The organism is Segniliparus sp. (assembly GCF_051660745.1).
GTDB lineage: Bacteria > Actinomycetota > Actinomycetes > Mycobacteriales > Mycobacteriaceae > Segniliparus.
This window is the reverse complement of record NZ_JBOFQF010000044.1, coordinates 51450-78329: the sequence shown is the minus strand read 5'-3', so window position 1 is coordinate 78329 and position 26880 is coordinate 51450. Positions and strand designations below refer to the sequence as shown.

Sequence of the window (26880 nt, the reverse complement as noted above, 5' to 3'; positions counted from 1 at the left end):
TTCCTAGGAATGCGGCTGGTCCTCTTGGGTTTGCGGCTCGTCATGTGCCTGTCGGTCCTGCGGTTGCGGCTGGCCTTTGACGTGCACGCGCACCTTGATGCCGCCGTTGTCCTCCATCGCGGACCCCCATTGCCCGATCCACCCGCCGACATCGATCCTGTCGTTGTACAGGGGCGCGGTCGCAGACTCCAGGGCGGGCGCGAACGTGGCCATCGGGCCGGACAGAAGGTCGAGGTACTCGCCGAGCTTGGCGGCGAGCGTCTCCAGGGTATTGTCCGGGGTGAAGACCTCGTGGGCGATGACGTAGTCGCGCAGGAGGTGGACCTGTTGGAACCATCGGTCGAGGGAGTCGAGCACGTCGGGGGAAAGCTGCTTGCTCATCCCGGTGAGGACGCCGCCCGCGTTGATCTTCCCCAGGTTCGTGTTGATGAAGTCGACATTGCCGAACAGCACCTCGAAGAGCTGCTTGTTCTCCTGGATCATCCTGGCGTACACGGCGGAGTCTGAGGCCAATTGGTCGAACATCTTGTCGCTGCCGTGGAAGATCGCGGCGATGTTGTCGAGGATGGTCTTCAGGTCCTTGGGGTCGAACGCCGAGAACAGCTCGTTGCTCCGTTCGAGCATTTCGCCGACCGTGGCGTGGTAGATCGCCTGGCTCGCCGGGATCACCGCGCCCTCCTCCAGATAGGGCGGCGCGATCTTCAGGGGTTTGAAGTCGATGTACTGCTCGCCCGCGATGGACAGCGTCTCGACGCCGACCGCGCTGTTCTGCGGCACGCGCTGGCTGCTGTCGAGCTCCAACGTGACAGAGAGGCCCGCCGCGGTGGTCCGGACGCTCGCGACCTGCCCCACCCTGATGCCGCGCATGGTCACGTCGGACGTCGGCATGAGCCCGCCGGATTTTTTGAGCAGCAGCGTGACGTGGGTGGTCTTTTTGACCGCGCCCATGTGGAGCACGCCGACCGACATGTATCCGGCTCCGAGCAGGGCGATCGCGAGGAGGAGCAGGAGCGTTGTGCCGACGTTGAGCCTGAGTTTCATTGCGGCAGCAACCCCATCGTCTGCATCGTCGTGATCATCTCGTCGGCGCGGTCCTGTGGGTCCTCGCCGCCGAGGACGAGCACCTTGTCCGGGACGTTCACCGCGTTGACCGTGACGCGCGGCCCGCCGTCTTTCCAGAAGTATGCGACCACCGCGTCGCGGAACAGGCCTAAACCTCGGTTGAGGAGGACCGAGAGATTCGTGTCGGAGGTGGAGATGGCGGCGACGAGCGGCGTCATGAAGATGAGCGCCTGGTCCAGGCCCGCGACGTTGCGGTCGACGAGTGGATTGAGCGTCCCGAAGAAGTTCCCGAGCTCGATGTAGGTTCTCGCGACGTTCACGATGATCTTGCTGAATACGCGGGATCCGGACCGCAGATTGGCTTGCATGTCGAGGATGGCGGGCATGTCGGCCGCAGCCGTGCTGGCGTAGGCGTCCGCGCTGGCGAGGAGCCGGTCGAGGACGGCTTGGTTGTCCGCCACGTCGTGCAGCATGTCGGCCAGCTGTTTCTGCAGTTCCGCGATCTCCTCGGGGTTCTCCCCGAAGACCTTGTGAAAGCTGGCGAAGGCGTCGGACAAGCCGGTCAGACTCGTCCCGTTGACCAGGGAGGAGACGGATCGGAGGAGGTCTTCGATGCTGTCCGGCGGGGCGGTGTTCGCGAGCGGGATGGTGTCGCCGGTTCGCAACAGGGTCGGGGAAGGGGCGTTCGGTGGGGTCAACGCGATGTACAGGTCGCCGAGGATGGTGGACTGCCGGATTTCCGCGTGCGTGTTCTGCGGCAGCTTGACGTTGGAAAAGATGTCCACGACGGCCACCGCCGTGTTGCCGACGAGTTTGACGTGGTCCAACGTGCCGATCTGGACGCCGTCCGAGTCCACCCTCGCCTTCGCATTGAGGCTCAGCACGCTGGCGAACTCGATGTTGATCGGGTAGGAGGCGTCCCCGATGCGCGTGCCGGGCAGCGGTATCTCGGTTGGGTCGAGCGAGCACGCCGAGGCCAGCCCCATAGCCAACGCCCCGACGAGCGCCAGCAGGACGCGAGCGGTCTTCGTGTCCGACAGCTTCATCGCAGCGCCGCTCCCATCAAGAGGTCCGCGAGGCCCACACCGTCGCCTCGGGGCGTGCCGGGGGCGCAGGTGGTCTCGATGCCCGGCACGTCGCGGGCCCGCAGCGCGTCGCAGAGCGCGGTGGCCATCGGCTTGGACATGCCGCCCTGCGCCTGGTCGTATGTGATGTCGAACGCGCCCCAGCCAGGCTGGTAGCTGTTGGTCAGCCAGTTCATGACCGGCGGCAGCTGGTTGATGACCCAGAGGATCTGGGGGGTGAGCCAGCTGATGACGCCAGAGATCCAAGGGACGATCTTGTCCGCGAGGTTGTAGATCCGGGGGGCGTAGCGCTCAAGCGTCTCGACCAGGATCGGCAGGAATGCGACGAGGTGTTCGATGAATTTTGTGAAAGGGCGCATCGCGTCGTGGAGGAATGTGGTCAAGGCGGGAGCGGTCTTCAGGATGTCGACGACGGTGCTCCAGTTCTGGACCAGGCCGGAGGTGAGGGCCGTGCCGTTCGCGAGCAGCAGGCGGTAGTCCGCTTCGGCCTGGTAGGGGTCCCCGAACGCGGCGACGAGGTTCTCCAAGCTTTGTTTGATCGGCTGCCCCATCCCGTCCAGCGAGCGCGCCATGGCTTTGATGCTGTCGTTGATCGCGGCGGCCCCCGGGGCTTGCGCGCCGTCCGGCGCGTCGTCGCCCTCCTTCCGGCCCAGGATGGTGTCGGCCAGTTTGTCGATGGAGCTGAGCGAATCGCTGAGGCCGACCGGGGTTTGGGTGGACTGCAGGCCGATGCAGCCCGAGCCGGTGAGTTTGGGGCCGTCGCCGTACGGTTTGACAAGTTCGATGTGACGGTCGGTCACGATGGAGTCGCTCATGGTGACGACCCCCTCGTCCGAGGGCAGGTCGAGGTCGTGGGGCACGGTGAACTCGACTCGGACGGAGTCCGGCATGTTGGTGATGGCGGTGACCGTGCCGACTTCGAGGTCGAGCAGCTTGACTTTGTTGCCGGTGTAGAGCCCGGTGGCGTCGGTGAAGTCGGCGCAGATCGTCCGGCTGCTGGCGAGGAGCTCGGGCCAGGTCTGCTTCGCGTAGCCGTAGACACCGGGCCAGAGCTTGACGCCTGCGACGGCGACGGCGGCGACGAGGGTCGCGCCGACGGCCAACAGGGCGACACCTCGCGCCCGATGCTTGCGGACGAGCCGGAAGACCCTTTTGATGTCGGCGAGGACGAGCGAAGCGAGTTTTCTCATATCAGCACTGCCTGAAGATGTTCGGGACGCAGATGTCCGGACGGGGTTCGACGTGGTTCTCGTCCATGATGCGGTTCTTGTCGTTGAGCACGATGCCTTCGCCGTGGAGCATGGGCATCACGATCCGCAGGAGCTGGCCGACGCCGTCGAGCGCCTGGCCGACGCGCTCGGGGTGGGCGTAGGTGATGTCGAAGAGGTCGTCGATGCTGTTGATGATGGGCTCCAGCGCGTTGCCGTAGAAGACGGCGATGCGTTTGAGGACGCGGACGAACTCGGCGGCTTGTGTGAGGACGTAAGCGACCTCGACCCCTTTGGACTCGAAGAAGCGCAGGGTGATGACGAGCTGCCCGGCGATCGCCTGCAGTTGTTTGCGGCCCGTGACGAACGTGCTCGAGTACTCCTTGGCGACGTCGAGGACTTTGCGGTAGTCGCCGCCCATCCGGGTCATCGAGGCGGTCAACGTGTTGGAGGCCTTGAGCACGTCGCGGAGCGCGTCGGGGTATTTGTTCATCGCGCCCGCCACCTCGGTGAAGGTGTCGTGGATGACTTGCCCGTCGACCTGTTTGACGATCGGCTCTGCCGCTCGGAGGATGTCGGTGATGGTGAACGGCAGCTCGACTTTGCTAGCGGCGATCGTCTTGTTCCCCAGGGGCGAGTTCCCGTCCGGGCGCAGCGCCACGTAGCGCCCGCCGAGCGGCGTGAGCAGTTTGACCTCTAACGTCGAATCCGATCCGACGAAAACCGATGGCGTCACGGTGAACGTCATCTTCACCTCGGTCCGGTCCAGCCGCATGTTGACGACTTTGCCGACCGAGACTCCCGCGACGCGGATGTCGTCGCCCGCGCGGACTCCGCCCGCCGCCGTCATATGGGCGGTGTACAGGCGCCCCCCGAACGGGCTGAGGAAGATCCATCCGGTCGCGACGAGGAGGACGCCGACGACGAGAATGCTCGCGACGCCGATCCAGCGATGCCGTTTGACGGCGGCGCGGTCGTCGAGGGCGACGGAGGGCTTGCGGAAGAGTCTCATCGGCACAGCACCAGGTTCTGGTCGCCGAAGGGCACTTCGCCGACGCCGGGCAGCTCGGCGAGTCCGTTGGAGCACTGGAAATTCGGCTTCGAGGTCGGGCCGTCCAGGATCTGGTCGCGGGCCCCCTGCAGCAGCGAGGGGAGCATGTTCATGGCCCCGATGATGGCGGGCGTGTGCGGCAGCACGCGCATCAGGAAGTCGTAATAGGGGATGGTCATGACGTCGATCATGTCCTCGAGGTAGTGCATCGAGGGGATGAGTTGCTGCGCGAAATGCTGGATGTCGTCGCTCGCCGCGCCGATCTGGTCGAACTCCGGGTTGAGGGTCGCGAGGAGCTCTTGCACGGCTTCGATGGTCGCGATGATCTGTTTCGACTGGCCGCCGAGCTCGGCGGACACTTCCCCGAGATTGCGCATGAGCTGGACGAAGACCGCCTGGCGGTTCACCGCGAGCTTCGAAACGGCGTCGAGGTCGCGCAGCACCGGCCCGATCCCCGAGCCGTCCCCGTCGCCCTGGATCAGCCGCAGCATGTCTTCGCCGAACTGGTTGAACTGGGCGGGGTCGAGGGTTTGGAAGAGCGGGCGGAATCCGTTGAACATTTTCGAGATGTCGAAGGACGCGATCGTCCGTTCGAGCGGGATGGCGGTCCCCGCCGCGATGAGCGCCCCCGGCGTGTGGGGCTGGGCGAGCTCGACGTATCGCTGGCCGAGGAGGTTCTGGTAGCGCACGGCGACAACGGTGTCCGTGTAGAGCGGCTGGTCTTTCAGGACGGTGAACCCGACGTCCGCGTTGCGCCCGTTGAGCCGGATCGTCTCGACCTTCCCCACCTGGACCCCCGCGATGCGCACGTCGTTGCCGACGAAGAGCCCGGCCACGTCGCTGAAGGTCGCGGTGTACCCGACGGTCTCGCCGGAGACCGGGCTGCGCAGCGCGTTCGTCACGATCGAGGCGAAGACCAGGGCGACAGCGGTGAAGACGGCCGTGATCACGACCGGGACGGCGATTTTCTTCAACGTCCACCGCCGTCGGCTTCAGAGTCGGAGCCGTCGTCCGCCCCGGTGTTCGGGAGCTGCGTCGCGGATTGCTTGGCGGCGCGCTCGTGCGGTTCCCGTGCCTGCGGCTGGCCGCCGCCCATCGCGTTCCGCAGCCCTGGCATCTCGTCCAGCGTGACATCCAGGTTCACCTGGCCGCCGTGCGCCTTTCGGATGACCTCGCCGGTCCGGTCGATGAGGCTCGGCAGGCGGCTGAACTCGGGGGCGATGCTGCCCGCGGCGTACGAGGCGGGCGCGAGGATGTTCACCAGGCCGTTGGCGAGCGGGGAGACCCAGTCCATGTTCCGGGCGAAGTCGTTGTCGAGCTCGGCGAACCAGTCGGCGAAATAGCCGAATTGGGTGTTGCCCGATTCGGCGATGTCGGGCGAGAGCGTCTGCGCGAAGGATTTCATCGCCGGATCGGCTCCCGCGATGACCGGCAGGATGCTGGTGACGCCGTTGAGGACCGTGGCGGCGACGGACATCGACTGCGAGAGCCGCTGGTTCCTGGCGAGGATCGTCACGATCTTGGCGGTGTCGACGACAGCCTGCGAGACCGGGCCCACGAGGTCGGCGTGCTTGCGGAGCACCGTCAGCGCCTCTTCGAGGGCCGACTGGTCGATCGACTTGCTGAACCCGTTCGCCTTGCGGAGCAGGCCGGTGAGCGAGGTGGCGACCGTTTGTTTGTCGATCCGGAGCACGGCCCCCGAAACCAGCCGCTGGCCACGCCCGTCGCTGACCAGCTCCACCGCGGTGGTGCCGAAGCTGTTCGCCGGGATGAATTTGGCCGTGGTGTCCGCCGTGAGCGAGGAGGCCTGGGGGGTGTCGAGGACGAGCGTCATCTTCTGCTTGCCACCGCCGAGCGGCTCCAGCGTCTCGACGGAGCCGATGGAGTAGCCGTGGTACTTCACTTCCGACCCGGTGACCAGCCCTTCGCCGATCGAGTTCGTGAGCAGGGTCAGTTTGAACGTGTCCTTGTACGTGCCGGTCGCGGTCCGATAGAGGAAGATTCCTGCGACAGCGAGCACCACGAGGGTCGCCACGCCCCGCAGGAAGAGGGCGCGGACGCTCGCGGCGCGCCCGGAGAGGTCTTGGTACACGGCCATGGCTACCCCGAGATCCTCAGGCCGCCGTCGTCTCCCCACAGGACCAGGGTGAGGATCATGTCCAGCACGATGATGGCGATCAAACTGGTCCGGATCGCCCGGCCCGCCGCGACGCCGACCCCCTCGGGGCCGCCACTGGCGTAGTAGCCCTGGTAGCTGTGGATCACGATGACGGCGACGACGAAGATGACCGCCTTGAGGATGGCGTAGACCACGTCCATCGGATGGACGAACGCGTCGAAGTAGTGGTAGTACGTGCCCGAGGCTTCGCCGTGCACCACGTTGACCACGAACGCGCAGGACAGATAGCCGAGGAGCAGCGTCATCACGAACAGCGGGATGATGGAGACGACGCCTGCGATGACGCGGGTGGTGACGACGAACGGGATGGATTGGATGCCCTGCGCCTCGATCGCGTCGATCTCCTCCGAGATGCGCATGGCCCCGACTTCGGCGGTGATGCGGCAGCCCGTCTGCGCCGCGAAGCCGAGCGCAGTGATCAGCGGGGCCATCTCGCGGGTGTTGCCGTAGGCGGACACGAACCCGACCAGCGGCCCAAGACCGACGAGGTCGAGCGTGGCGAAGCCGACGACCCCCATGGACGCGCCGATGCTCACGCCCATGAGCAGCAGCATGCCGATCGAGCCGCCGCCGACGATGATCGAGCCGTTGCCCCAGACCACATCGAGCAGTTGCGCGCCGATCTGGCGGCGGTAATGCCGGATCGTCCTCGGCACGGCGGCGAGCACGAGCCCGAGGAAGGTGATCTGGTGCCCGATGCTCGCGGCGGCTCCGACGGGGGCCGTGCGCGCGGACGACTGCAATCGGTAGAGCGTCCGGAAGCCGGGCGGCACGTACCGCGCGGGGACTGCGGTGTACCCGATGGCGGGAGAGGGTTGCGTCACCATGGTCAGTCTGTTTTCTTCCTTGGCCTCGATCACCGTCAGCCGATCCTGGTGGGCAGGATGATGGTGGTGAGTTCGGTGAGCACGGCGTTCATGACGATGATGGAGGCGACGCCGAGGACGACCGCCGCGTTCGCCGCGTCGGCGACCGCGCGCGCCCCGCCCTTGGCCTCAAGGCCGCGCTGGCAGGCGATGAGGATCGCCGTCACGCCGAAGAGCAGGCTCTTGACGATCGCAACGGCCATGTCCTCGATCCTGGCGAACGACGCGAACGACGCGATATAGCCGCCGGGGGTGCCGCCCTGCTTGCCGACGGCGATGACATAGCTCGCGGCGAGCCCCATGAAGATGACGAAGACGCAGAGCAGCGGGGCGACGAAGAGGACGGCGGCCAGGCGTGGGGCGACGAGGCGGCGCACCGGGTTGACCCCCATGACGAGCAGGGCGTCGATCTCCTCGCGGATGCTGCGCGCGCCGAGGTCGGTGGCGACCGCAGACCCGGCGGCTCCGCCGAGGAGCAGCGCCGTGACGATCGGGGCTGCTTGCTGCATCACGCCCTGCCCGCCGACGGCTCCTGTCATCGACACCGCGCCGACCTGCTTGATGAGGCTGTTCACCTGGACGGAGAGGATGACTCCGAAGGGGATCGACATGAGCAGGGCGGGCAGCGCGGTGACCCTGATGAGGAACGCGATTTGGTTGAGCGTCTCGCGCCAAGGGTGGCGCAACTGGACCAGGTCGGCCACGAGGAACCGGAAGGCGTGCATGCCGAGGACGGCAAGCCTGCCGATCGTTTGCAACGCCCCGTCGGCCTGGCGCAGCGCGCCAACGGCCAGCGAAACGCCGTACCCGATCAGCCCCTGTTCCTCGTCTTGGGGCGCTTTCGCGGGCGAGGGCTTTGGGGCGTGTCCGTTCTTGGGGGCGCCGTTGCGAGGGGGCTCGTCGTGCGCCAGGCCTGTCGCCTCTTCGTCAGGGGAGAGGACGCTGCTCGTGAGGGTCATGAGGACGAAGGCCCCCCGTCGGGCGGGGGCACGGCTGGCGCGCAGCCGGAAACGGAAACGATCCGCCTCGCGGAGAACGCGCCCATAGCACTCCCATGTCTTCAATCGTCGACTTCGCCGCTTGCGCCTGCCGTAGTCATGGCGGCTCTATCGACACCCGTGTCATCTGTGGTACGCGTCATAAAGTAGCAGCCTTTGTGGGCGGAGTCAAACAGGCGCGATTGGCGAGATGGAAGCCGGTTCCGGCGCGAGCCGGGGGCCGAGAGGGGCGCGCGGGGGCGGGCGCGGAGGGGCTCTCGCGGCTGTCGTCGGCGCGGAGCGGGAGGGGGTCCGGGGATGTTCCCCGGCTACGTCACAGCTTGCGGAGCAGGACGCGGTCGACGGAGTGGTCCGCGTCTTTGCGGAGCACGAGGGTGGCCCTCGGCCGGGTGGGCAAGATGTTCTTCACGAGGTTCGGCTCGTTGATCGACCGCCAGACCCGCCGCGCCTCGTCCACCGCCTCGGAGTCGGAGAGCCCGGCGTAGTGGTGGAAATGCGAGCGCGGGTCCGCGAACGACGTGCCGCGCAGGGCGAGGAAGCGGTCCACGTACCAGGACTCGATGTCGGTGGTGCGGGCGTCCACATAGATGGAGAAGTCGAAGAGGTCCGAGAGCATGAGCCGATGCCCGGCCTGGAGCACGTTGAGCCCCTCGACGACGAGGATGTCCGGGCTGCGCACTGTCTGGGCGGCCCCGGGCACGATGTCGTAGAGCACATGCGAGTAGACCGGGACGGAGACCTCGGGCACGCCGGACTTCACGTCCACCACGAACCGCAGCAGGGCGCGCCGGTCGTAGCTCTCGGGGAATCCCTTGCGGGACATGAGGCCGCGCCGGGAGAGCTCGGCGTTCGGGTGGAGGAACCCGTCGGTGGTCACCAGGTCGACCTTCGGGTTGCCCTCGGAGCGGGCGAGCAGGGTGGCGAGCACGCGCGCCGTCGTGGACTTGCCGACCGCGACCGAGCCCGCGACCCCGATGACGAACGGCACCTTCTGGAGCGAGGCCTGCTCGCCGAGGAAGGTGGACATCGCGGCGAAATGCTGCGCGCTCGAAGCCACCCGCAGATGGATGAGCCGGGTGAGCGGCAGGTAGACCTCTTCGACCTCCTCGAGGTCCAGGTGCTCGCGGATGCCCCGGAGGCTGGTCAGGTCTTCTTTGGTGAGCACCTGGGGGGTCGCCTGCCGCAGCGCCCGCCACGCCGTCCGGTCGAACTCGACGAACGGCCCGGCTTGAGACACTCCCTTGGGGAGGGGCTTGGGCCGGGGCTCCGCGGTTCGCGCGATCACATTGTCCAGTTTGCTCCTCCCGTACTGGGCCGATGCACTCGGGGCGTACACTGTCCGGGCCACTGCGAGGGGCCGAACAAAGGAGTAGAGACATGAGCATCCCGGTTGGGCCCGAAAAAGGCGCGAACGCATTCACGGCCTCGCTCACCGAGCTGGACCCCGAGGTCGCGGCCGCTGTCGGCGGCGAGCTGGCCCGCCAGCGCGACACGCTCGAAATGATCGCCTCGGAGAACTTCGTGCCCCGGGCGGTGCTCCAGGCGCAGGGCTCGGTGCTCACCAACAAATACGCCGAGGGGTACCCGGGGCGGCGCTACTACGGCGGCTGCGAGCACGTCGACGTCGTCGAGGAGCTCGCGCGCGACCGGGCGAAAGCGCTGTTCGGAGCGGAGTTCGCGAACGTGCAGCCGCACTCCGGCGCGCAAGCCAACGCCGCAGTCCTTATGACTTTGGCCACACCTGGCGACGCGATCCTCGGCCTCGACCTCGCGCACGGCGGGCACCTCACGCACGGCATGCGCCTCAACTTCTCCGGGAAGCTCTACCGGGCGAACTTCTACGGCGTGGACCCGGCGACCCACCGGATCGATATGGACCAGGTGCGCGCCCGCGCGCTCGAGGTCCGTCCGAAGGTGATCGTCGCAGGCTGGTCCGCGTATCCCCGCCACCAGGACTTCGCGGCGTTCGCCGAGATCGCCAAAGAGGTCGGCGCGCACCTGTGGGTGGACATGGCCCACTTCGCCGGACTCGTCGCCGCAGGCCTGCACCCCTCGCCGGTGCCGCATGCGGAAGTGGTCTCCACCACAGTCCACAAGACGCTCGGCGGCCCGCGCTCGGGGCTCATCCTCGCCAAGTCCGAGTACGCGAAGTCGCTCAACTCCTCGGTCTTCCCAGGCCAGCAGGGCGGTCCGCTCATGCACGTGATCGCGGCCAAGGCCGTCGCGTTGAAGGTCGCGGGCACCCCTGAGTTCGCCGAGCGCCAGCAGCGCACCATCGACGGCGCCCGGATCATCGCCGAGCGGCTCACCGCCCCGGACGCGAAAACGGCAGGCGTCTCGGTCTTGACCGGTGGCACCGATGTGCATTTGGTGCTCGTCGACCTGCGCGACTCGCAGCTGTCCGGCCAGGACGCGGAGGACAAGCTGCACGAGATCGGCATCACCGTCAACCGCAACGCGGTGCCGTTCGACCCCCGCCCGCCGCTCAACCCCTCCGGCGTCCGGATCGGCACCCCCGCGCTGGCCACCCGCGGCTTCGGCTCGACAGAGTTCGCGGAGGTGGCCGACATCATCGCGGGCGCGCTCACCGGATCGGCGGACGTGGCGGCGCTGTCCGCGCGGGTCAAGCGCCTCGCGAGCGACTTCCCGCTGTACTCCGATCTGGAGAATTGGAAGTTCGGCGACTGAAAGCTGGTAGACTCGCCCCAGCCTGTCGGCGATTGGGACAGAACAACCTCTGTCGGCGATTGCGGCAGAACAACCAGCGAGTCGGGCCCTGCGGGCAGGGTTTCGAGAGTTAAGCTGAGCTCGCAAGGACAAGAGCGAAGGCCGAAGGCCGAAGCGACCAGACGGACGATTGCACGACGGAGAACACGGCACTGACTACGACCACGACGACAGACCTGCAAGAGCGCAAGCTGCTGCGGGAACTGCGAGACGTTCTTCCCGACGCTTACCGCGAGCACCTCGAGGCTATGCGGGAGTGGTTCTTCCACGACTACATCCCGTGGGAAGAGGGCCAGACCTTCGCCTTCCTCGGCGGGAAGGACTGGGACCCGTCCCGCTCCAAGCTCGCCGCGCCGATCGCCGCCGCGCTCGACCTGCTGCTCCTGGACAAGGACAACCTCCCCTCGTACAACCGGATCTTCGCCAACCACATGCATCTGCGCGAGGGCTGGGACAAATGGCTCGGCCAGTGGACCGCCGAGGAGGGCGCGCACGCGATCGCGCTGCGCGACTACCTCGTCGTGACCGGGGCGAGCGATCCGGTCCTTTTGGAGAAACGGCGCCTCGGCCACGTCTGGAAGGGCGTCAACTACGCGGGCGGCACGCCGCTGCAGACCCTGGTGTTCGCGGCGTTGCACGAGAAGGTCACCCTGGACCTCGTCCGCGCGGTCATCGCGGCCTCGGCCGAGGAGCCCGTGGTCAGGCAGCTCTTGGAGCGGATCGCCGAGGACGAGGAGCTGCACGCGGGCTTCTACGCGAAGGTCGTCCGCCGGGGCCTCGAGGTCACGCCGGACCAGATCCTCATCGCCCTCGCCGCGCATCTGCGGGAGACGGCCTCCGAGATCCTCGGCAGCGACATCGACGACTTCGGCGGCCAGCTGGCCCTGCTCGCCGAGGCGGGCTTGCACAGCGAGGCCACCCAGCACGCGTCGGTCGCCTCGGCGCTCGCCGACTGGGGAGTCCTCGACATCACGACCGGCCTGAGCGAAGCAGGCCTCGAAGCGGCAGCCGCCTTGCGGGAGTACGCCGCACAGCAATAACCAGGCTCAAGACATAAGGAGCTATATGAGCCACAGCGAGCCCGGATCGCGCAAGACCTATGTGATCGACACCAGTGTGTTGCTCTCCGATCCGGGTGCGCTCACCCGTTTCGCGGAGCACTCGGTGGTGCTGCCGATCGTGGTCATCAAAGAGCTCGAGGCGAAACGCCACGATCCGGTGCTCGGGCACAACGCCCGCACCGTCCTGCGCGCGCTTGAGGCGCTGCGCGGCAAGCCCGGAGCCGACCTGCGCCAAGGTGTCCAGGTCAACGACGAGGGCGGGACGGTCCGCATCGAGATCAACCACGTCGACACGTCCGCCTTGCCGGACGCGATCCGCGCGGAGCGCTCCAACGACACCAGGATCCTGTCCGTTGCCGACGCGCTGCGCCGTGCGGGCGAGGACGTCGCGGTGGTCTCCAAAGACTTGCCGCTGCGCCTGCTGGCGCACGGCGGGCTCGGGATCCCGGCGCAGGAGTACCTGCACGAGCAGGTGCCGGACAGCGGCTTCACGGGCCTCACCGAACTCGCGATCAGCGACGAGGAGCTCGACCACCTGTACAAGAACGGCGCCGTCGCGGTCACCCACGACCTGCTCGTGAACACCGGCGTCGTGCTCACCGCCTCGCGCGCCACCGCGCTCGGCAGGGTCGGACGGGACAAGGAGATCCACCTGGTCCGCGGCGACGTCGAGGCTTTCGGCCTGCACGGGCGATCCGCCGAGCAGCGGATCGCGCTCTCGCACCTGTTGGACAACGAGATCGGCATCGTCTCGCTCGGCGGGCCCGCGGGCACCGGCAAATCCGTGTTGGCGCTCGCCGCCGCGCTGGAGGCCGTGCTGGAGCGGCGCACCGCGAAGCGGATCATCGTGTTCCGCCCGATCATCGCGGTCGGCGGCCAGGACCTCGGCTACCTCCCCGGCAACGAGGAGGAGAAGATGAACCCGTGGAGCGCGGCCGTGATCGACGCGTTGCGGTCCATCACCTCGGAAGAAGTGATCGACGAGGTCCGCTCGCGCGGCCTCTTGGAGATCCTGCCGCTCACGCACATCCGAGGCCGCACCCTCGGCCCGCAGACCATCGTCCTGCTCGACGAGGCGCAGAACTTGGAGCGCTCCACGATCCTCACCGCGATCACCCGGCTCGGCGAAGGCAGCCGCATCTTCCTCCTGCACGACGTTGCGCAGCGCGACTCCCTGCGGGTCGGGCGCCGCGACGGCATCGCGGCGGTGGTCGAGCGGCTCAAGGGCGAAGAGCTGTTCGCCCACATGACGTTGACCCGCTCGGAGCGCAGCCCGGTGGCCGCGCTCGCTACCCGACTCCTGGACGATGGGATCGGTTAACCACGCCTCGTTCGCCGCGCGCGCGACACGGGCGCTGCGTTGGGTGTTGCCGGTCGGCCTGATCGCGCTGGTCCTGACGTTGCCCGACGCGGGCAACGCGGCGCGGTCCGCGTCGAACGACCCAGACCCCGACACCGTGGACTGCGCCAAGGCGCGGTGCGTCGCGCTCACCTTCGACGACGGCCCCGGCCCGTACACGTCGAGGCTGCTGTGGATCCTGCGGTCCTACCACGCGAAAGCCACGTTCTTCCAGCTCGGCGAGCGTATCGCCGCGCACCCGGACTGGTCGAAGAACGTGGTCGAGGCCGGGATGCAGGTGGGCGTCCACTCGTGGAACCACCCGTACATGACCTGGCAGTCGCTTCCCGACGCGCGGCAACAGCTGGTCAAGGCCGTGGACGCGCTGCAGAAGGCGACGGGCCTGCGCACGAACATCTACCGCCCGCCCGCCGGTCTCTCGACCCCGGACATTCTCAAGATCGAAGAAGGGCTCGGCCTCTCCGAGATCCTCTGGAACGTGGTGGCGTACGACTGGGAGCACAGCGACCAGCCGGAGCTGACCGTCGACGCGGTGCGCAAATACGCGCAGCCGGGCGCGGTGTTCCTGCTGCACGACGTGCACGAGGGCACGGTCCAGGCGATGGCGGACGCGGTGCCGTGGTTGAAGAAGCAAGGGTATGCGATCGTCACGGTGGACCGGCTCATCCGGGCGCAGCCCGGCGGCGGCCCGAAGCCGGGCGTGCGCTACTGGGATCGGAGCGAGAACCAGCTCGACCCCGCGCCGCCCGCTCCTGCGCAGTAATCGCGCCCCGCCGCGCCGAGTTGTCCGGTCCTGCTGGTCTTCTGGCCGCTCCTGCCCTTCCCCGTGGGCAGTCGGGCGAGGTTCACTACTCGCTATGGGAAATCGCAGAGTATGTGTCATCGGAGCCGGGCCTGCTGGATTGTCTTTGGCGCGGGCGTTACGGCTCGTCGGGGTCGAGTACGACCAGTACGAGCGGCATAACGATGTCGGCGGGATCTGGGACCTGGACAATCCCGGGACCCCGATGTACGAGTCTGCGCATTTCATCTCGTCCAGACAGACCTCGGGGTTCTTCGACTTCCCCATGCCGGAGCATTTCCCTGACTATCCGGGCAATCGGCAGATCCTGGCGTACACCCGCTCGTTCGCCGAGGCGTACGGGCTGCTCGATCGCATCCGCCTCGGCACGGAGGTCTCGGATGTCACGCGCAGCGGCGACGACTGGCATGTCCGACTGGCTGACGGCAGCAGGGAGGTCTACGGCGCCGTGGTGTGCGCGACCGGCACCACGTGGGCCCCGCGCACACCGTGCTATCCCGGTCGGTTCGACGGCGAAGCGCGCCATTCCGGCAGCTATCGCGACCTCCTCGAGTTCCGGGGCAAGCGGGTGCTGGTCGTCGGACTGGGGAACTCTGGGGCCGACATCGCCTGTGACGCCGCGCAGGCCGCAGACGCCGCGTTCGTCAGTGTGCGCCGCGGCTACCACCTGATTCCCAAGCACATCTTGGGCCTCCCCGCCGACCTGATCAAAGAACAGAGCCCGGCGTTGCCGGTCTGGCTGGAAAGGCTGCTGACCGCTGGACTGCTGCGAGCGCTGCAGGGAGATCTGTCCAAGTACGGGATGCCAAAGCCCGACCACAAGCTCTTCGAGTCGCACCCGCTGCTCAACAGCCAACTGCTGCACCATCTCCAGCACGGCGACGTCGCGATCAAACCGGATGTCGCGGGGTTCGACGGGGACCGGGTTCGATTCGTGGACGGCAGCAGCGAGCGGATCGACTTGGTGCTCTACGCGACCGGCTACGACTGGACGATCCCGTACCTCGACGAGGACTATTTCGTCTGGCGCGGCAATCGGCCGCAGCTGTATCTGAACACGTTCAGCCGCGAGCATCGGAACTTGTTCGGATTGGGGTATGTCGAAGTGAACTCCAGCGCGTACACATTGTTCGACACCATCAGCAACCTGGTCGCGCAATACCTGCGCGACCAGGTCGAGGCTCCGAGGAAAGCGGCTGTGCTCGACGAGCTGATCGCCCGCGACAAGCCGGATCTGTCGGGAGGGATCGCTTTTCTCGACTCGGCGCGCCACAGCTCGTATGTGGACGCGGGGGCTTTCCGCCGCCGCATCGCCGAGGTCGCCCTGCGCGCCGGGTGGCAGAATCTCACGCCGGGGATGTTCGCCCCGTTGCAAGCCAGGAGCGGCTCGCCTCGCCAGCGGGCATAGCAGGCCGCGGCTTCCTGCTCCGATCAGGACCTCATGCCGACCGAGTCTGGCGGGTTGCCGCCGCGAGCACGGAGTCGAGGATTCTGGTGGGGGTCGTCGCGGAGCTCCACGTGAGCAGTCTGCCGCTGAGACCGACCGGGCAACGCGCCGTCCTTTTGTCCGAACTCCCGCCCGCCTCAGCCGAAGCGGGCGGGCTGGCGCGGAGAGTCGGGAGCACGCCTTTCGGCGGATGGCTGCCGCCCGCCGCGGAAGTCGTTCGGCGATCCTCCGGTCCACCGGTGGAACGCGCGTCGGAACTCGCGGTCGTCCCGGTAGCCGACCTCGGCGGCGATGGCCTTGACCGGGTTGGACGTCCGCGCCAGCAGCGAGAGCGCGCGCTCCTTGCGGACCTCGTCGCGCAGCTCGGAGAACCGGTAGCCGCCTGCGGCGAGGTGACGGTGCAGAGTCCGCTCGGTCGTGTGGAGCCGTTTGGCGATCTCCGCCATGGTCACAGCGCCCGGCAGGCTCTGCCGCAGCTGCTCGCGGACGACGGCAAGCGTGTCAGGGACCGGATCGGGCCGTTGGCCGTCCTCCCCGAGCGCGCGAAGGGCCAGCGCGAGCTGCATCGCGTTCGAAGTCTCGATCGGGGACGACATGAGCGACTGGGCTAGGTAGCCTCGGTTGACGGCGGCGTTGAACCGCAGGGGACATTTGAAGAACTTTCGATAGTCCTCGACATACGGTGGCGGCGGATACGCGAACTCGACCCGTGTCGGCGCGAACGCCGGTGAGAACGACGAGCGCATCAAGGTGACGACGCTCGCGAGCGACTCTTCGACGAGGAACGGCTCGAGCTCGGGGTCGCGCTGGCGCATGTCGACCCGGATGGCGATCTCGTCCGGGGAAGACTCGGACGCGTAATCGGTGAGGGTCCCCGTCGTCTGGTGGTGGCGAAGCCCGACCGCGAGCGTGTCGCCGATGGTCCTGCACGAGCGCAATGCGAACCCGAGCAGCCCCCAGACCTCGTGCACGTCCCTCGATCCGACGGCCAAGCCCCACGGCCCGGCGGGGAGGGCGCGGAGCGCGTGCCGGACGATGGATCGCGCCTGTCGGTACGACAACAATTGAGAGCCCTCGCGCATGCCCCTCGGCGAGAGGCCGGTCCCGTCGAACCACCGCTCGGTGGCCGCGCGGTGCTTCTCGCCCAGATCGAGCAGCCCGACGATCATATTGCCGGGGATAGTCGCTTGTTCGAGCCGAGAGTTGCCCATGCGCGGTGCTCCTGTCATGAACTGTGCTGCCAGCGTACTGCACAGCAGAACCCGATGGAGCGGGCAATCGCGAGCTCACGGGCCGCGCCCCGGCGTGGTCTGCCGCTCAACGCGCGTCGACGGCCACGTCCTGGATGCGGGGGAACGGGCGGAGCGCCTCAAGCTCGTAGCCGAGTTCGAGCAGTACGCGCTCTGCGCCGAGGTCTCCGGCGAGCTGGATCCCGATAGGGAGCCCGTCGCCGTCGACGGCGAACGGGAGGGAGATCGCGGGTTGGCCGGTGATGTTCTGCGTCGGCGTGATCGCCGCGTAGCGGGCCAGCCGCTCCATCAGCGCAGCAGAGCCCAAAGCGGGGTCGAGGTGCCCTAACCGGGGTATTTCATGGGCGAGCACCGGTGTGAGAATCGCGTCGACGCGTGTGAAGACCGCTCGCATGCGGTGTCCCGCCTGCCGCAGCCGATAGATCGCGGTCGGGACTTTGTGGGCATGGCGGCCGAACTTCGCGGCCATCTCGACGGTGAACGGCTCGCGTTTGTGCCAGGAGAAGCGACGCGGGCTGCTGATCTTCGCGTTGACGCTGAGCGCGAAGGCGAAGAACTCCCAGTAGACGATGAAGTCCTCGGACAACGAGGACGGCACGGGCGAAGGGATCTCGACGACCTCGTGCCCCTCGTCGGCGAAAAACTCCGCAGCCGCGCGGACCGCCTGCTCGACCGCAGGCGAGAGCGGGGCGCCGGTCGCCGTCTCGAACAGCACGCCGATCCGCCGCCTGCACGAGTTCGGCCCCTCCACCAGGCCGATCTGCGGGTAGCGCTTGGACGGACGGAACAGCTCGGCCGCGCGGTAGTGCCGGGCGGAGTCTCGGACTGTCCTCGTCACGACGCCCTCGGCGTCGATATTGATCGGGAGGAGCTCGGCTCCGGGCTGGGAGAGCATCCGTCCCACGGACGGTTTCAGGCCGACCAAGCCGGTCGCGGCGGCGGGGATCCTGATCGACCCCCCGCCGTCGTTCGCATGCGCGAGCGGCACTGCCCCGGCCGCGGTGAGCGCGGCGCTTCCCCCGGACGAGGCACCGGTGGAATAACGTGTGTTCCACGGGTTCGCGGTCGGCGGACGACCGGTCCACTCTGTGCTCGCGGTGAGGCCGAACTCAGGCATCGTGCTCTTGCCCAGCACAATGCAGCCCGCGGCGAGATACTGGTCTGCGACAGCGATGCTCGCGCGCGCAGGCCGGGGCGAGAAAGCGGCCGATCCGTACGTTGTCGGGAGCCCGGCGACGGGGACATTGTCCTTGACGAAGGTGGGCACCCCCTCGAACGGCTTCTCGTGCGAGCGCGGCGCGTGCGCGCGGTCCAGCGCCCGTGCGCGTTCGCGGGCGCGGGCGAAGTCCGCGTGCTCGACCGCGTTGAGGGCCGAATCGGCCTGCTCCACCCGCGTGATCGCGGCTTCGACCGCTTCGAGGGCGCTGATCTCCCGGCTGCGGATGCGTTCGCCGAGCGCCGTGGCGTCCAGGTCGCCGAGGGCGTCGTCGGTGAATGTGTGCAGAAGCGCCACATTTTCCTCCTGAGCAAGATTGGATAGGGGATGCTGATCGGCGATTACAGCACAACCATGGGGCACAGGCAAGACAAAAGGGCAGTTCACGGCGCTTCATCGGACAATGGCGGGGGGTTTCCCGACATCTTTGCGCGCAGGGGCCGCCAATCGCCCGGCGCCTCGTAGCATCCGAGTTGTGTTGCGGGTTTTCCATCCGAGCGTGTGGCTCGGCCCTGTCTCCGAGCCTGGCGCGGCGCTGCGCGGCGACCTCGATTGCGGCGTCGTCGTGATCGGGGGCGGCTACGCGGGCCTGTGCGCGGCGCTGAGGTCGGCCGAGGCAGGCGCGGACGTCGTGGTTTTGGAGAGCGAGCACGTCGGGTTCGGCGCCAGCGGCCGGAACGCCGGGCACCTCACGCCCACGATCGGCAAGGACATCGCGACTGTCCTGCGGGTCTACGGGAAGGAGGCAGGCGGGGCGCTGGTCCGGCTTGGCGACGAATCGGTGGAATTCGCCCAAGCGCTCATCGGAGCCCATCGGATCGCGTGCGACTACGTCCCGAACGGGAACATCCTCGCGGGACTGCACAACGGCCAGGAGAAGATGCTGCGCGCGACGGCGGAAGCGGCGGCAAGGGCGGGGATGCCGAGCGTGTTCCTCTCCGGCCCGGAGCTCGCCGAACGAGGAGTGCCCCGATTCGTCGCGTGCGGGGTCCATGAGGCGCGGGGCGGCGTCCTCGACCCAGGCAAGTACCTCCTCGGCCTGCGGGACGCGGCAGTCACGAGGGGGGTGCGGATCTTCGAGCAATCACGAGCGCTCGCGGTGGAGGAGCACCGGCGGGGCGTGACCGTGACGACCGCGCACGGGACGATCCTCGCGCAGTCCGCCGTCCTCGCCGCCAACACGTGGACCGGCAGGCTCGGCTTCCAGCCGGGCGGCGGCCTGCTCCCCGTCGCCGTCTCGATGTTCGTCACCGAGCCGTTGACCGCCGAGCAGCGCCAACGGGTCGGATGGACGTTCGACGAAGGCGTCTACACCGCGCATCAGGCATTGGAGAACTTCCGCACCACAGCCGACGGGCGGATACTCGGGGGCTCTCGCTATATCCGCCACAGCTACGGGGGATCGCTCCCGCCGACGCACTCGCAGGCTGTCTTCGAGAAAATCGTCCGCCTGTTCCGGCTCCGGTTCCCAGAGCTCGCCGACGTGCGGATCGACGGGTGTTGGGGAGGCCATATCGATATGAACCTCTCCTTCTTGCCCTGGGTGGGGCACGTGAGCCCGAAGCGGCGCGTCGTCGCGGCGGTCGGGTTCAACGGGCATGGCGTGGGCATGGCCTCCCTGCTGGGGGCGAACGCCGCCGAGGTGGCCCTCGGCATAGGAGATCCGCCGAAAGCGCTGGCGGAGCGCTGGCGTGTCCCGGTCCCCCCGGAACCGATCCGCTGGCTCTGCGTGAGCGCTATCGACCGGGGCCTGGCGCTCGCCGACAAAGTCACCGACCGCCGGGCGAGCCCGAGGACCAGATGAGCGGCCCGACGAGCCGAGCGCGGGCGCTCAGCCCTTCGGCTGGACCTTCGCCATCGCGAGCACGTCGAGGCGCTTGTCCAGCTCCTCCTCGGTGATCTTCCCCGGCACGAGGCCGCGGTCGATCACCGTCTGACGGATGGTCTTGCCCTGCTTGAGGGCCTCCTTGGCCACAGCCGCCGCCTCTTCGTAGCCGATCGCGCTGTTGAGCGGGGTGACGATCGACGGCGAAGCCTCCGCGAGGTGGCGGAGCCGCTCGGTGTTCGCGATCAGGCCGGAGACGCACTTGTCGGCGAAGATGCGCGAGACGCTGCTGAGCAGGTGCAGGCTCTCCAACAGGTTGTGCGCCATGACCGGGATCGACACGTTGAGCTCGAAGGAGCCTTGCGAGCCCGCCCACGCGATGGCCGCGTCGTTGCCGACGACCTGGGAGGCGACCTGCAGCACGGCCTCGGGGATCACGGGGTTCACCTTGCCCGGCATGATCGAGCTGCCCGGCTGCAAGTCCGGCAGCTGGATCTCGCCGAGCCCGGTGAGCGGGCCGGAGCCGAGCCAGCGGATGTCGTTCGCGATCTTGGTGAGGGACACGGCGACGGTGCGCAGCGCGCCGGAGGTCTCCACCAGCGCGTCGCGGGCGGCCTGCGCCTCGAAGTGGTTCACCGCTTCGGACAGCGAGGTGAGGCCGGTGCGCTCGCGAAGCTCCTCGACCACCTTGCCGCCGAAGCCGCCCGGGGCGTTCAAGCCCGTGCCGACGGCGGTGCCGCCGATGGCGAGCTCGCCGAGCCGGGGGAGCGTGTCGGCGACGCGCTTGACGGCGTTCTCGATCTGGCGCGCGTAGCCCGAGAACTCCTGGCCCAGGGTGACCGGCACGGCGTCCATGAGGTGGGTGCGCCCGGATTTGACCTCGTGCGCCCACTCGTCGGCCTTCGCGTTCAGCGCCTCGTGCAGGTGCTCCAGCGCGGGCAGGAGGTCGCGGACCGCGACCTCGGACGCGGCGAGGTGCGTCGCGGTCGGGAACGTGTCGTTCGAGGACTGCGAGGCGTTCACGTGGTCGTTGGGGTGCACGGTCGTCCCGGCCTCGGCGACCAGGGAGGCGATGACCTCGTTGGCGTTCATGTTCGAGCTGGTGCCCGAGCCGGTCTGGAACACGTCGATGGGGAACTGGTCGTCGTGCTTGCCCTCGGCGATCTCCTCGGCCGCGGCGATGATCGGCCGGGCGAGGTCCTCGGCCAACACGCCGAGGTCGAGGTTCGCCTTCGCGCACGCGGCCTTGAGCAGGCCAAGGGCGCGGATCTGGGCCCGTTCGAGCGTGATGCCGGAAATCGGGAAGTTCTCGACGGCGCGCTGGGTTTGCGCGCGCCACAGCGCTGCCTTCGGCACCAGGACTTCGCCCATGGTGTCGTGCTCGACGCGGAATTCAGAAGTGTTGCTGCTCGCGGGGTCGGCTGTGTTGGTCACGGCTTTCACTTTGCCATATGCCGCGCACTGTCAACCAAGCGCATCCTAATTCTCTGTCAAAGGCGGAGACGGCGGCTTCGCCTTTGGCGTTTGCTGTGAAAAGCCGGCCCATATGCTGTGAAAAATCAACGAGGCGTGTGCGTGCTTGACGTTCCGGGTTACGCTGTTGGGCGTGTGGGTAGCCCGATTTTCCTGGCGCGCGGGGTTTTTGCCGAGCTTTCTGCTCGGCTCGGCAGCCGTCGCGTCGTTGTGCCCGGGCGCGGGCGCGGCTCCGGCCGACGTCTGCGCCCAGCTCGGCGGGAAGTGGAGCGCGGGGGAGCAGTTCTGCGGGAAAGTCGTCGCGAACCCCAACCAGACGAACACCGTGCTCGAGGCGCGCTACCCGGCGGATCTCGTTGAGGGCGGGTCTTCGAGCCCGGCGCTGCAGAAATTCCTCAAAGACTTCATCGTCAGGTTCTCGAAAGTCACCGACGACCCGAGGGCGCTGGACGGCGGCGCGAGCCTGCGGTACCGGCAGTTCGAGCATCCGTCCGCGCTCAAGTCCGTGCTGTTCTCGAACATCTACTACACGGGCAACGCGAAGTACCCGGTCGAAGAGCTCACCAGTTTCACGTTCGACTCGAACAAGGGGCGGCAGGTCGTCCTCGCGGACCTCTTCCAGGCGGGCGCGAAAGCGTTCCCCGACCTCGCGGACGCCGCCCGCCCGACGGTGCAGAGCCAGCTGGACCCGGTCAACGCGATCCGCGCCAGGGAGAACCAGCCTTTGCTGAAGGCGGGCGATTTCGACCCGGGCGGAACGCTGAACCCGAACAGCTACCCGGTGTTCGTGGTGTCCGCCGACGAACTGGTGCTCTATCTGCCGCAGGTGCGCAGCGGCGAGCCGGGCTCCACGATGATCGAGGCGCACGTCCGGCTGTCCGACCTCGGCTCCCTCTTGAAACCCGAGTACCGCTAACGGTCGGGCGAAGGGCGACGATGGGCGGAATTCGCTCGCACGGCTGATACCCTGCGAAGGGTGAGCCCGTCTGTCGAACCGCGTCCCAGCAGCACCCGGGGCGCCGCGCTCGGCGAGATCGCGGCGCTGGCCAAAGCGGCCGTCCGGTCGGGCGATCCGGCCGCGCGGGTCTCCGGGATCTCCCAATCGGCGCAGGCCGTGCGCGCGGGCGATCTGTTCGTGGCGCTGCCGGGGACGAAGACGCACGGGGCGAAATTCGCGCCGCTCGCCAGGGCGAACGGCGCTGTCGCGGTGCTCACCGACGAGGCAGGGGCCCTGCTCCTCGGCGACGTGGGGGGGATCGCGGTGCTGACCGCCGACTCGCCGCGCTCCAGCCTCGGCGCCCTCTCCGCGCTGGTCTACGGCGACCCCTCTGCGCGTTTGACGGTCGTCGGGGTGACCGGCACTGCCGGGAAGACCACGACGACCTACCTGTTGGAGTCGCTCTTCCACGCTGCTGGCCGGACGACCGGCGTGATCGGCACGGTGGAGACCCGGATCGGCAGCGCGAGCGTCGCGAGCTCGTTCACCACCCCGGAGGCCCCTGCGACGCAGGCGCTGCTCGCGGTGATGGCGGAAGCGGGCGTGGACGTGGTGCTCATGGAGGTCTCCAGCCACGCCTTGGACTTCGGGCGGGTCGACGGAGTCCGGTTCGCCGCGGCAGGCTTCACGAACCTCTCCCAAGACCATCTGGACTACCACGGCGATATGGAGTCGTACTTCCTGGCGAAGGCCAAATTGTTCGAGCCGGGCTCGCCGGTCGCCGCCCAGCGGGCCGTGGTCTGCGTGGACGACACGTGGGGGGAGCGGATGAGCAAGGCGGCGCGGGACAGCGCCACGGTCGCGACCGGCGGAGCCGAGGCCGACTGGACTGTGGTCGGCAGGCAGGAGGACGACCTCGGCGCCCAAGAGGTCGTCGTCCGGGGACCGCAGGGGAACGAGTTCTCTTTCCGGCTCGGCCTCCTCGGCCGCCACAACGCCGCGAACGCGCTGGTGGCCCTCGGCCTTGGCGTCGCGTGCGGTCTTGAGCCGACTCCCGAGCTGCTGCGCGGCTGGGCGGACATCGCGGTGCCGGGCAGGCTGGAGCGAGTGGACGCGGGCCAAGACTTCCTCGCCGTTGTCGACTACGCGCACAAGCCAGAAGCTCTGGTGAAGGTGCTCCACGCGCTGCGCGAGCACACCGAGGGGCGGATCGCCGTCGTTGTCGGCGCGGGCGGGGACCGCGACCAGGGCAAGCGTCCGATCATGGGCGAGGCGTGCGCGCGCGGAGCCGAGCTGGTCGTCGTCACCGACGACAACCCGCGCTCGGAGGACCCCGCCGCCATTCGGGCGCAGGTGCTGGCTGGAACGCGTGGCGGCTCCGCCGAGGTGTGGGAGGTCGGCGGCCGGGCCGAGGCCATCGCGCGCGCGGTCTCCTGGGCGCGGCCTGGGGACACGGTGCTTGTCGCGGGCAAAGGACACGAGACGTATCAGGAGGTCAACGGCGTGAAGAGCCATTTCGACGACCGCGAAGTCCTCGCGCAGGCCATCGGTGCTTCTCGGGAAGAAAAGGAGCGCGCATGATGGTCGAGTCGGGAGTCGAAGAGAACCAGCGCCGCGACGACCGCGAAGTCCTCGCGCAGGCCATCGGTGCTTCTCGGGAAGAAAAGGAGCGCGCATGATCCCGATGACTCTGCGCCGGATCGCCGAAGTCGTGGGCGGGAAGCTGCACGCGGTCGCCGACCCCGACCTGATCGCCACGGCTCCGCCCGAGCACGACTCGCGCAACGTCGTCCCCGGCGGGCTGTTCCTCGCCGTCCCCGGCGAGCGCACCGACGGCCGGTTGCACGCCGCGTCGGCGCATGCCGCGGGCGCGGTCGCGACGCTCGCCAGCGATCCGCTCGACGTGCCGACCGTCGTCCTCGGCGAGGGGCCCTACCCGACGGAGCCGGAGGAGTCCAAACGCCTCGCGCTGGCCGCCCTCGCGGCGTTGGCCAAGGAGAACGCCGAGGCGCTTGCGGCGAAGGGGCTCACCATTGTCGGGATCACCGGGTCGAGCGGGAAGACCTCGACCAAGGACCTCGTCGCGCAAGTCCTCGCCGAGCGGGGCGCGACAGTCGGCCCCCCCGGCAGCTTCAACAACGAGATCGGCCACCCGTGGACGGTGCTGCGGGCCGATCTCGACACGCAGTTCCTCGTCCTCGAGCTCGCGGCGCGGGGAGTCGGGCATATCGCCGAGCTCGCGCGGATCGCGCGGCCGAGGATCGGCGTCGTCCTCGGCGTCGGCTCCGCCCACCTCGGGGAGTTCGGCTCCCGCGAGAACATCGCGCTCGCGAAGGGCGAGCTCGTCGAGGCGCTGCCGTCCGCGGAGGATGGCGGAGTCGCGGTGCTCAACGCGGACGACCTCCTGGTGTCGGCCATGGCCTCGCGGACGCGGGCGAGGGTGGTGCGCTACGGGATGTCCGAAAGCGCCGACATCCGCGCTGTCGACATCCGGCTCGACGCGCTGGCCCGCGCCCGGTTCACGCTGGTCACCCCGCAGGGCGAAGCCCCGGTCGAGCTCCAGGTGCACGGGGAGCACCAAGCGCACAACGCGTTGGCGGCGGTCGCGGTGGCGCTGGAATGCGGCATGACGGCGGCGCAGGCGGCCGAGGCGCTCTCGCGGGCACGGGCCGCTTCGCCGAGGCGGATGCAGGTGGGGCAGCGGGCGGACGGCGCGGTTGTGATCAACGACTCGTACAACGCGAACCCGGAGTCGATGCGCGCTGGCTTGCGGGCGCTGGTCGACATGGCGGACACCTCGGGCGGCGTCAGCTGGGCCGTGCTCGGCCCGATGGGCGAGCTGGGCGAGGACGCCGTCGTGCTGCACGACCAGCTCGGCAGGTACGTGGTCCGGCTGTCCGTCGACCGGCTCGTCGTGGTCGGCGACTCCAGGGCGGCGAGGGCCTTGCACACCGGCGCGGTGCTCGAAGGGTCGTGGAGCGGCGAGGCTGTCTTGGTCCCCGATTGGCAGGAGGCCGCGCGGGTCGTCGCGGACGAGCTCGGGCCGCGCGACGTGGTGCTTGTGAAGGCCTCACAGGCCGAAGGGCTCTGGAAAGTCGCCGAAGCGCTCACAGATGTGGCAGGATCTGGGCTGTCATGAGCGAGTTTGGTATTTCTGTGCGGCTGCTGTTCGGATGCGGCGGCGCTGTGTTGCCGGGATATGAGAGGATCTGACCCCTCATGAGCGAGATTATTTTCGCCGCGGCTATTTCGATGGCTGTGAGCATTCTGTTGACCCCTTGGCTGGTCCGGGTGTTCTCCCGGCAAGGTTTCGGGCAGGAAATCCGTGTGGACGGGCCGCAGAGCCACCAGGCCAAGCGAGGCACCCCGTCCATGGGCGGGGTGGCGATCATCTCCGCCATCTGGCTGGGGTATCTCGGCTCGCATGCGATCGGCTCGCTCTTCGACCAGCCGTCGATGTCGGTCTCCCCGCTGATCGTGCTCTTCCTGGTGAGCGTGCTCGCCATCGTCGGCTTCCTCGACGACTTCATCAAACTGCGCAAGCGCCGCAACCTCGGCCTGACGAAGTCGGCGAAGCTCGTCGGCCAGCTCGTCGCGTCCTTGACATTCAGCTGGCTCGTGCTGCAGTTCAAGGACCACCTCGGCCGCACCCCGGGCTCGACGAACCTGTCCTATGTGCGGGACTTCAGCACGATCAGCTTCAGCGCCCTCGCGTTCGTGGTGTTCTGCTTCCTGCTGGTCTCTGCCTGGTCGAACGCGGTGAACTTCACCGACGGGCTGGACGGGCTCGCCGCAGGCAGCATGGCCATCGCACTGGGCACCTACACGTTCATCTCCGTCTGGCAGTACCAGAACGCCTGCGGCAGGGTCGCCGCGCGGGGCTGCTACGACGTGCGCGATCCGCTGGATCTGGCGGTCCTCGCGGCGGCTGGGGCCGGGGCTTGCATCGGGTTCTTGTGGTGGAACACGGCTCCGGCCAAGATCTTCATGGGGGACACGGGCTCGTTGCCGCTCGGCGGTTTGCTCGCGGGCCTCTCCGTCACCACCCAGACCGAGCTGCTCATGGTGGTCGTCGGCGCGCTCTTCGTCGCCGAGGCGGCTTCCGTGGTGATCCAGATCGCGGTGTTCCGGACCACCGGCAGGCGGGCGTTCCGAATGGCCCCGTTCCATCATCATTTCGAGCTCGCCGGTTGGCGGGAGACCACAGTCATCGTCCGGTTCTGGATTTTGGCCGCGTTGAGCAGCGCGGCGGGTGTCGCGCTCTTCTACGCCGAGTGGGCCTCCCGAGCCCATGTCTGAGCTGGGCTCTGTCTCAAGCGCCGACAGGCTGGGC

At 68.2% G+C, this 26880-nt stretch carries 22 protein-coding genes; 10 read left to right on the top strand and 12 right to left on the bottom strand.

The window, feature by feature from the left end:
- Nucleotides 1-3: 3 nt before the first annotated feature.
- The 9 genes from ACRC20_RS16700 to coaA all read right to left on the bottom strand — a co-directional run bounded on the left by ACRC20_RS16700 (nt 4) and on the right by coaA (nt 9686).
- Entirely contained in the window at nt 4-1041 is a 1038-nt protein-coding gene (locus ACRC20_RS16700; RefSeq protein ID WP_438687515.1) for an MlaD family protein, read from the bottom strand.
- Nucleotides 1038-2108, bottom strand: coding sequence for an MlaD family protein (locus ACRC20_RS16695; protein WP_438687514.1), 1071 nt, complete (start codon nt 2106-2108; stop codon nt 1038-1040). Before ACRC20_RS16695 ends, ACRC20_RS16700 begins: the two co-directional genes overlap by 4 nt.
- On the bottom strand, nt 2105-3337 hold the full coding sequence (locus ACRC20_RS16690) for an MlaD family protein (RefSeq protein WP_438687513.1): 1233 nt from the start codon (nt 3335-3337) through the stop codon (nt 2105-2107). Before ACRC20_RS16690 ends, ACRC20_RS16695 begins: the two co-directional genes overlap by 4 nt.
- Nucleotide 3338: 1 nt before the next feature.
- Nucleotides 3339-4367, bottom strand: a complete 1029-nt coding sequence (locus ACRC20_RS16685; protein WP_438687545.1) for an MlaD family protein — start codon at nt 4365-4367, stop codon at nt 3339-3341.
- Nucleotides 4364-5380: an MlaD family protein gene (locus ACRC20_RS16680; protein ID WP_438687512.1), complete on the bottom strand. Its 1017-nt coding sequence runs from the start codon at nt 5378-5380 to the stop codon at nt 4364-4366. Before ACRC20_RS16680 ends, ACRC20_RS16685 begins: the two co-directional genes overlap by 4 nt.
- On the bottom strand, nt 5377-6504 hold the full coding sequence (locus ACRC20_RS16675; protein WP_438687511.1) for an MlaD family protein: 1128 nt from the start codon (nt 6502-6504) through the stop codon (nt 5377-5379). The genes ACRC20_RS16680 and ACRC20_RS16675 overlap by 4 nt, the downstream gene beginning before the upstream one ends.
- Before the next feature lie 2 nt (nt 6505-6506).
- On the bottom strand, nt 6507-7409 hold the full coding sequence (locus tag ACRC20_RS16670; protein WP_438687510.1) for an MlaE family ABC transporter permease: 903 nt from the start codon (nt 7407-7409) through the stop codon (nt 6507-6509).
- 38 nt (nt 7410-7447) lie between these two features.
- Complete coding sequence (locus ACRC20_RS16665; RefSeq protein WP_438687509.1) at nt 7448-8410, bottom strand: MlaE family ABC transporter permease; 963 nt, start codon at nt 8408-8410, stop codon at nt 7448-7450.
- Nucleotides 8411-8762: 352 nt separating this feature from the next.
- Nucleotides 8763-9686: a type I pantothenate kinase gene (gene coaA, locus ACRC20_RS16660; protein ID WP_438687544.1), complete on the bottom strand. Its 924-nt coding sequence runs from the start codon at nt 9684-9686 to the stop codon at nt 8763-8765.
- A 140-nt stretch (nt 9687-9826) separates the two neighbouring features.
- On the opposite strand from coaA, the gene glyA reads away from it, so the two are divergent.
- From glyA to ACRC20_RS16635, 5 genes are all read left to right on the top strand, one after another.
- Nucleotides 9827-11137: a serine hydroxymethyltransferase gene (glyA, locus tag ACRC20_RS16655; protein WP_438687508.1), complete on the top strand. Its 1311-nt coding sequence runs from the start codon at nt 9827-9829 to the stop codon at nt 11135-11137.
- A 191-nt stretch (nt 11138-11328) separates the two neighbouring features.
- A complete protein-coding gene (locus ACRC20_RS16650) occupies nt 11329-12216 on the top strand; it encodes an acyl-ACP desaturase (protein ID WP_438687543.1) in 888 nt (295 codons plus the stop codon).
- A 25-nt stretch (nt 12217-12241) separates the two neighbouring features.
- Nucleotides 12242-13558 (top strand): PhoH family protein, encoded by a 1317-nt coding sequence (locus ACRC20_RS16645; protein WP_438687507.1) that lies wholly within the window; start codon nt 12242-12244, stop codon nt 13556-13558.
- Nucleotides 13545-14360 carry a polysaccharide deacetylase family protein gene (locus ACRC20_RS16640; protein WP_438687506.1) on the top strand — a complete coding sequence of 272 codons (816 nt, stop codon included), beginning with the start codon at nt 13545-13547 and terminating at the stop codon, nt 14358-14360. Before ACRC20_RS16645 ends, ACRC20_RS16640 begins: the two co-directional genes overlap by 14 nt.
- A gap of 94 nt (nt 14361-14454) precedes the next feature.
- Nucleotides 14455-15807, top strand: a complete 1353-nt coding sequence (locus tag ACRC20_RS16635) for a flavin-containing monooxygenase (RefSeq protein ID WP_438687505.1) — start codon at nt 14455-14457, stop codon at nt 15805-15807.
- A gap of 176 nt (nt 15808-15983) precedes the next feature.
- Here ACRC20_RS16635 and ACRC20_RS16630 read toward each other — a convergent pair whose 3' ends face one another.
- Together ACRC20_RS16630 and ACRC20_RS16625 are read right to left on the bottom strand one after the other, a co-directional pair.
- A complete protein-coding gene (locus ACRC20_RS16630; RefSeq protein WP_438687504.1) occupies nt 15984-17057 on the bottom strand; it encodes an AraC family transcriptional regulator in 1074 nt (357 codons plus the stop codon).
- Between the two features lie 106 nt (nt 17058-17163).
- A complete protein-coding gene (locus tag ACRC20_RS16625) occupies nt 17164-18609 on the bottom strand; it encodes an amidase (protein ID WP_438687503.1) in 1446 nt (481 codons plus the stop codon).
- A gap of 178 nt (nt 18610-18787) precedes the next feature.
- Here ACRC20_RS16625 and ACRC20_RS16620 point away from each other — a divergent pair, with 178 nt between their 5' ends.
- On the top strand, nt 18788-20116 hold the full coding sequence (locus ACRC20_RS16620) for an NAD(P)/FAD-dependent oxidoreductase (RefSeq protein ID WP_438687502.1): 1329 nt from the start codon (nt 18788-18790) through the stop codon (nt 20114-20116).
- Nucleotides 20117-20143: 27 nt separating this feature from the next.
- Here ACRC20_RS16620 and ACRC20_RS16615 read toward each other — a convergent pair whose 3' ends face one another.
- The gene (locus ACRC20_RS16615) at nt 20144-21571 is read right to left on the bottom strand and encodes a class II fumarate hydratase (RefSeq protein WP_438687501.1); all 1428 of its coding nucleotides are present in this window, start codon (nt 21569-21571) and stop codon (nt 20144-20146) included.
- 145 nt (nt 21572-21716) lie between these two features.
- Between ACRC20_RS16615 and ACRC20_RS16610 the strand changes: the two genes are divergently transcribed.
- The 4 genes from ACRC20_RS16610 to mraY all read left to right on the top strand — a co-directional run bounded on the left by ACRC20_RS16610 (nt 21717) and on the right by mraY (nt 26846).
- Nucleotides 21717-22526, top strand: coding sequence for a DUF3298 domain-containing protein (locus ACRC20_RS16610; RefSeq protein WP_438687500.1), 810 nt, complete (start codon nt 21717-21719; stop codon nt 22524-22526).
- A 60-nt stretch (nt 22527-22586) separates the two neighbouring features.
- Nucleotides 22587-24128 (top strand): UDP-N-acetylmuramoyl-L-alanyl-D-glutamate--2,6-diaminopimelate ligase, encoded by a 1542-nt coding sequence (locus ACRC20_RS16605; RefSeq protein WP_438687499.1) that lies wholly within the window; start codon nt 22587-22589, stop codon nt 24126-24128.
- Nucleotides 24129-24222: 94 nt separating this feature from the next.
- Nucleotides 24223-25686 carry a UDP-N-acetylmuramoyl-tripeptide--D-alanyl-D-alanine ligase gene (locus tag ACRC20_RS16600; protein ID WP_438687498.1) on the top strand — a complete coding sequence of 488 codons (1464 nt, stop codon included), beginning with the start codon at nt 24223-24225 and terminating at the stop codon, nt 25684-25686.
- A gap of 80 nt (nt 25687-25766) precedes the next feature.
- Complete coding sequence (gene mraY / locus ACRC20_RS16595; protein ID WP_438687497.1) at nt 25767-26846, top strand: phospho-N-acetylmuramoyl-pentapeptide-transferase; 1080 nt, start codon at nt 25767-25769, stop codon at nt 26844-26846.
- Nucleotides 26847-26880: the final 34 nt, after the last annotated feature.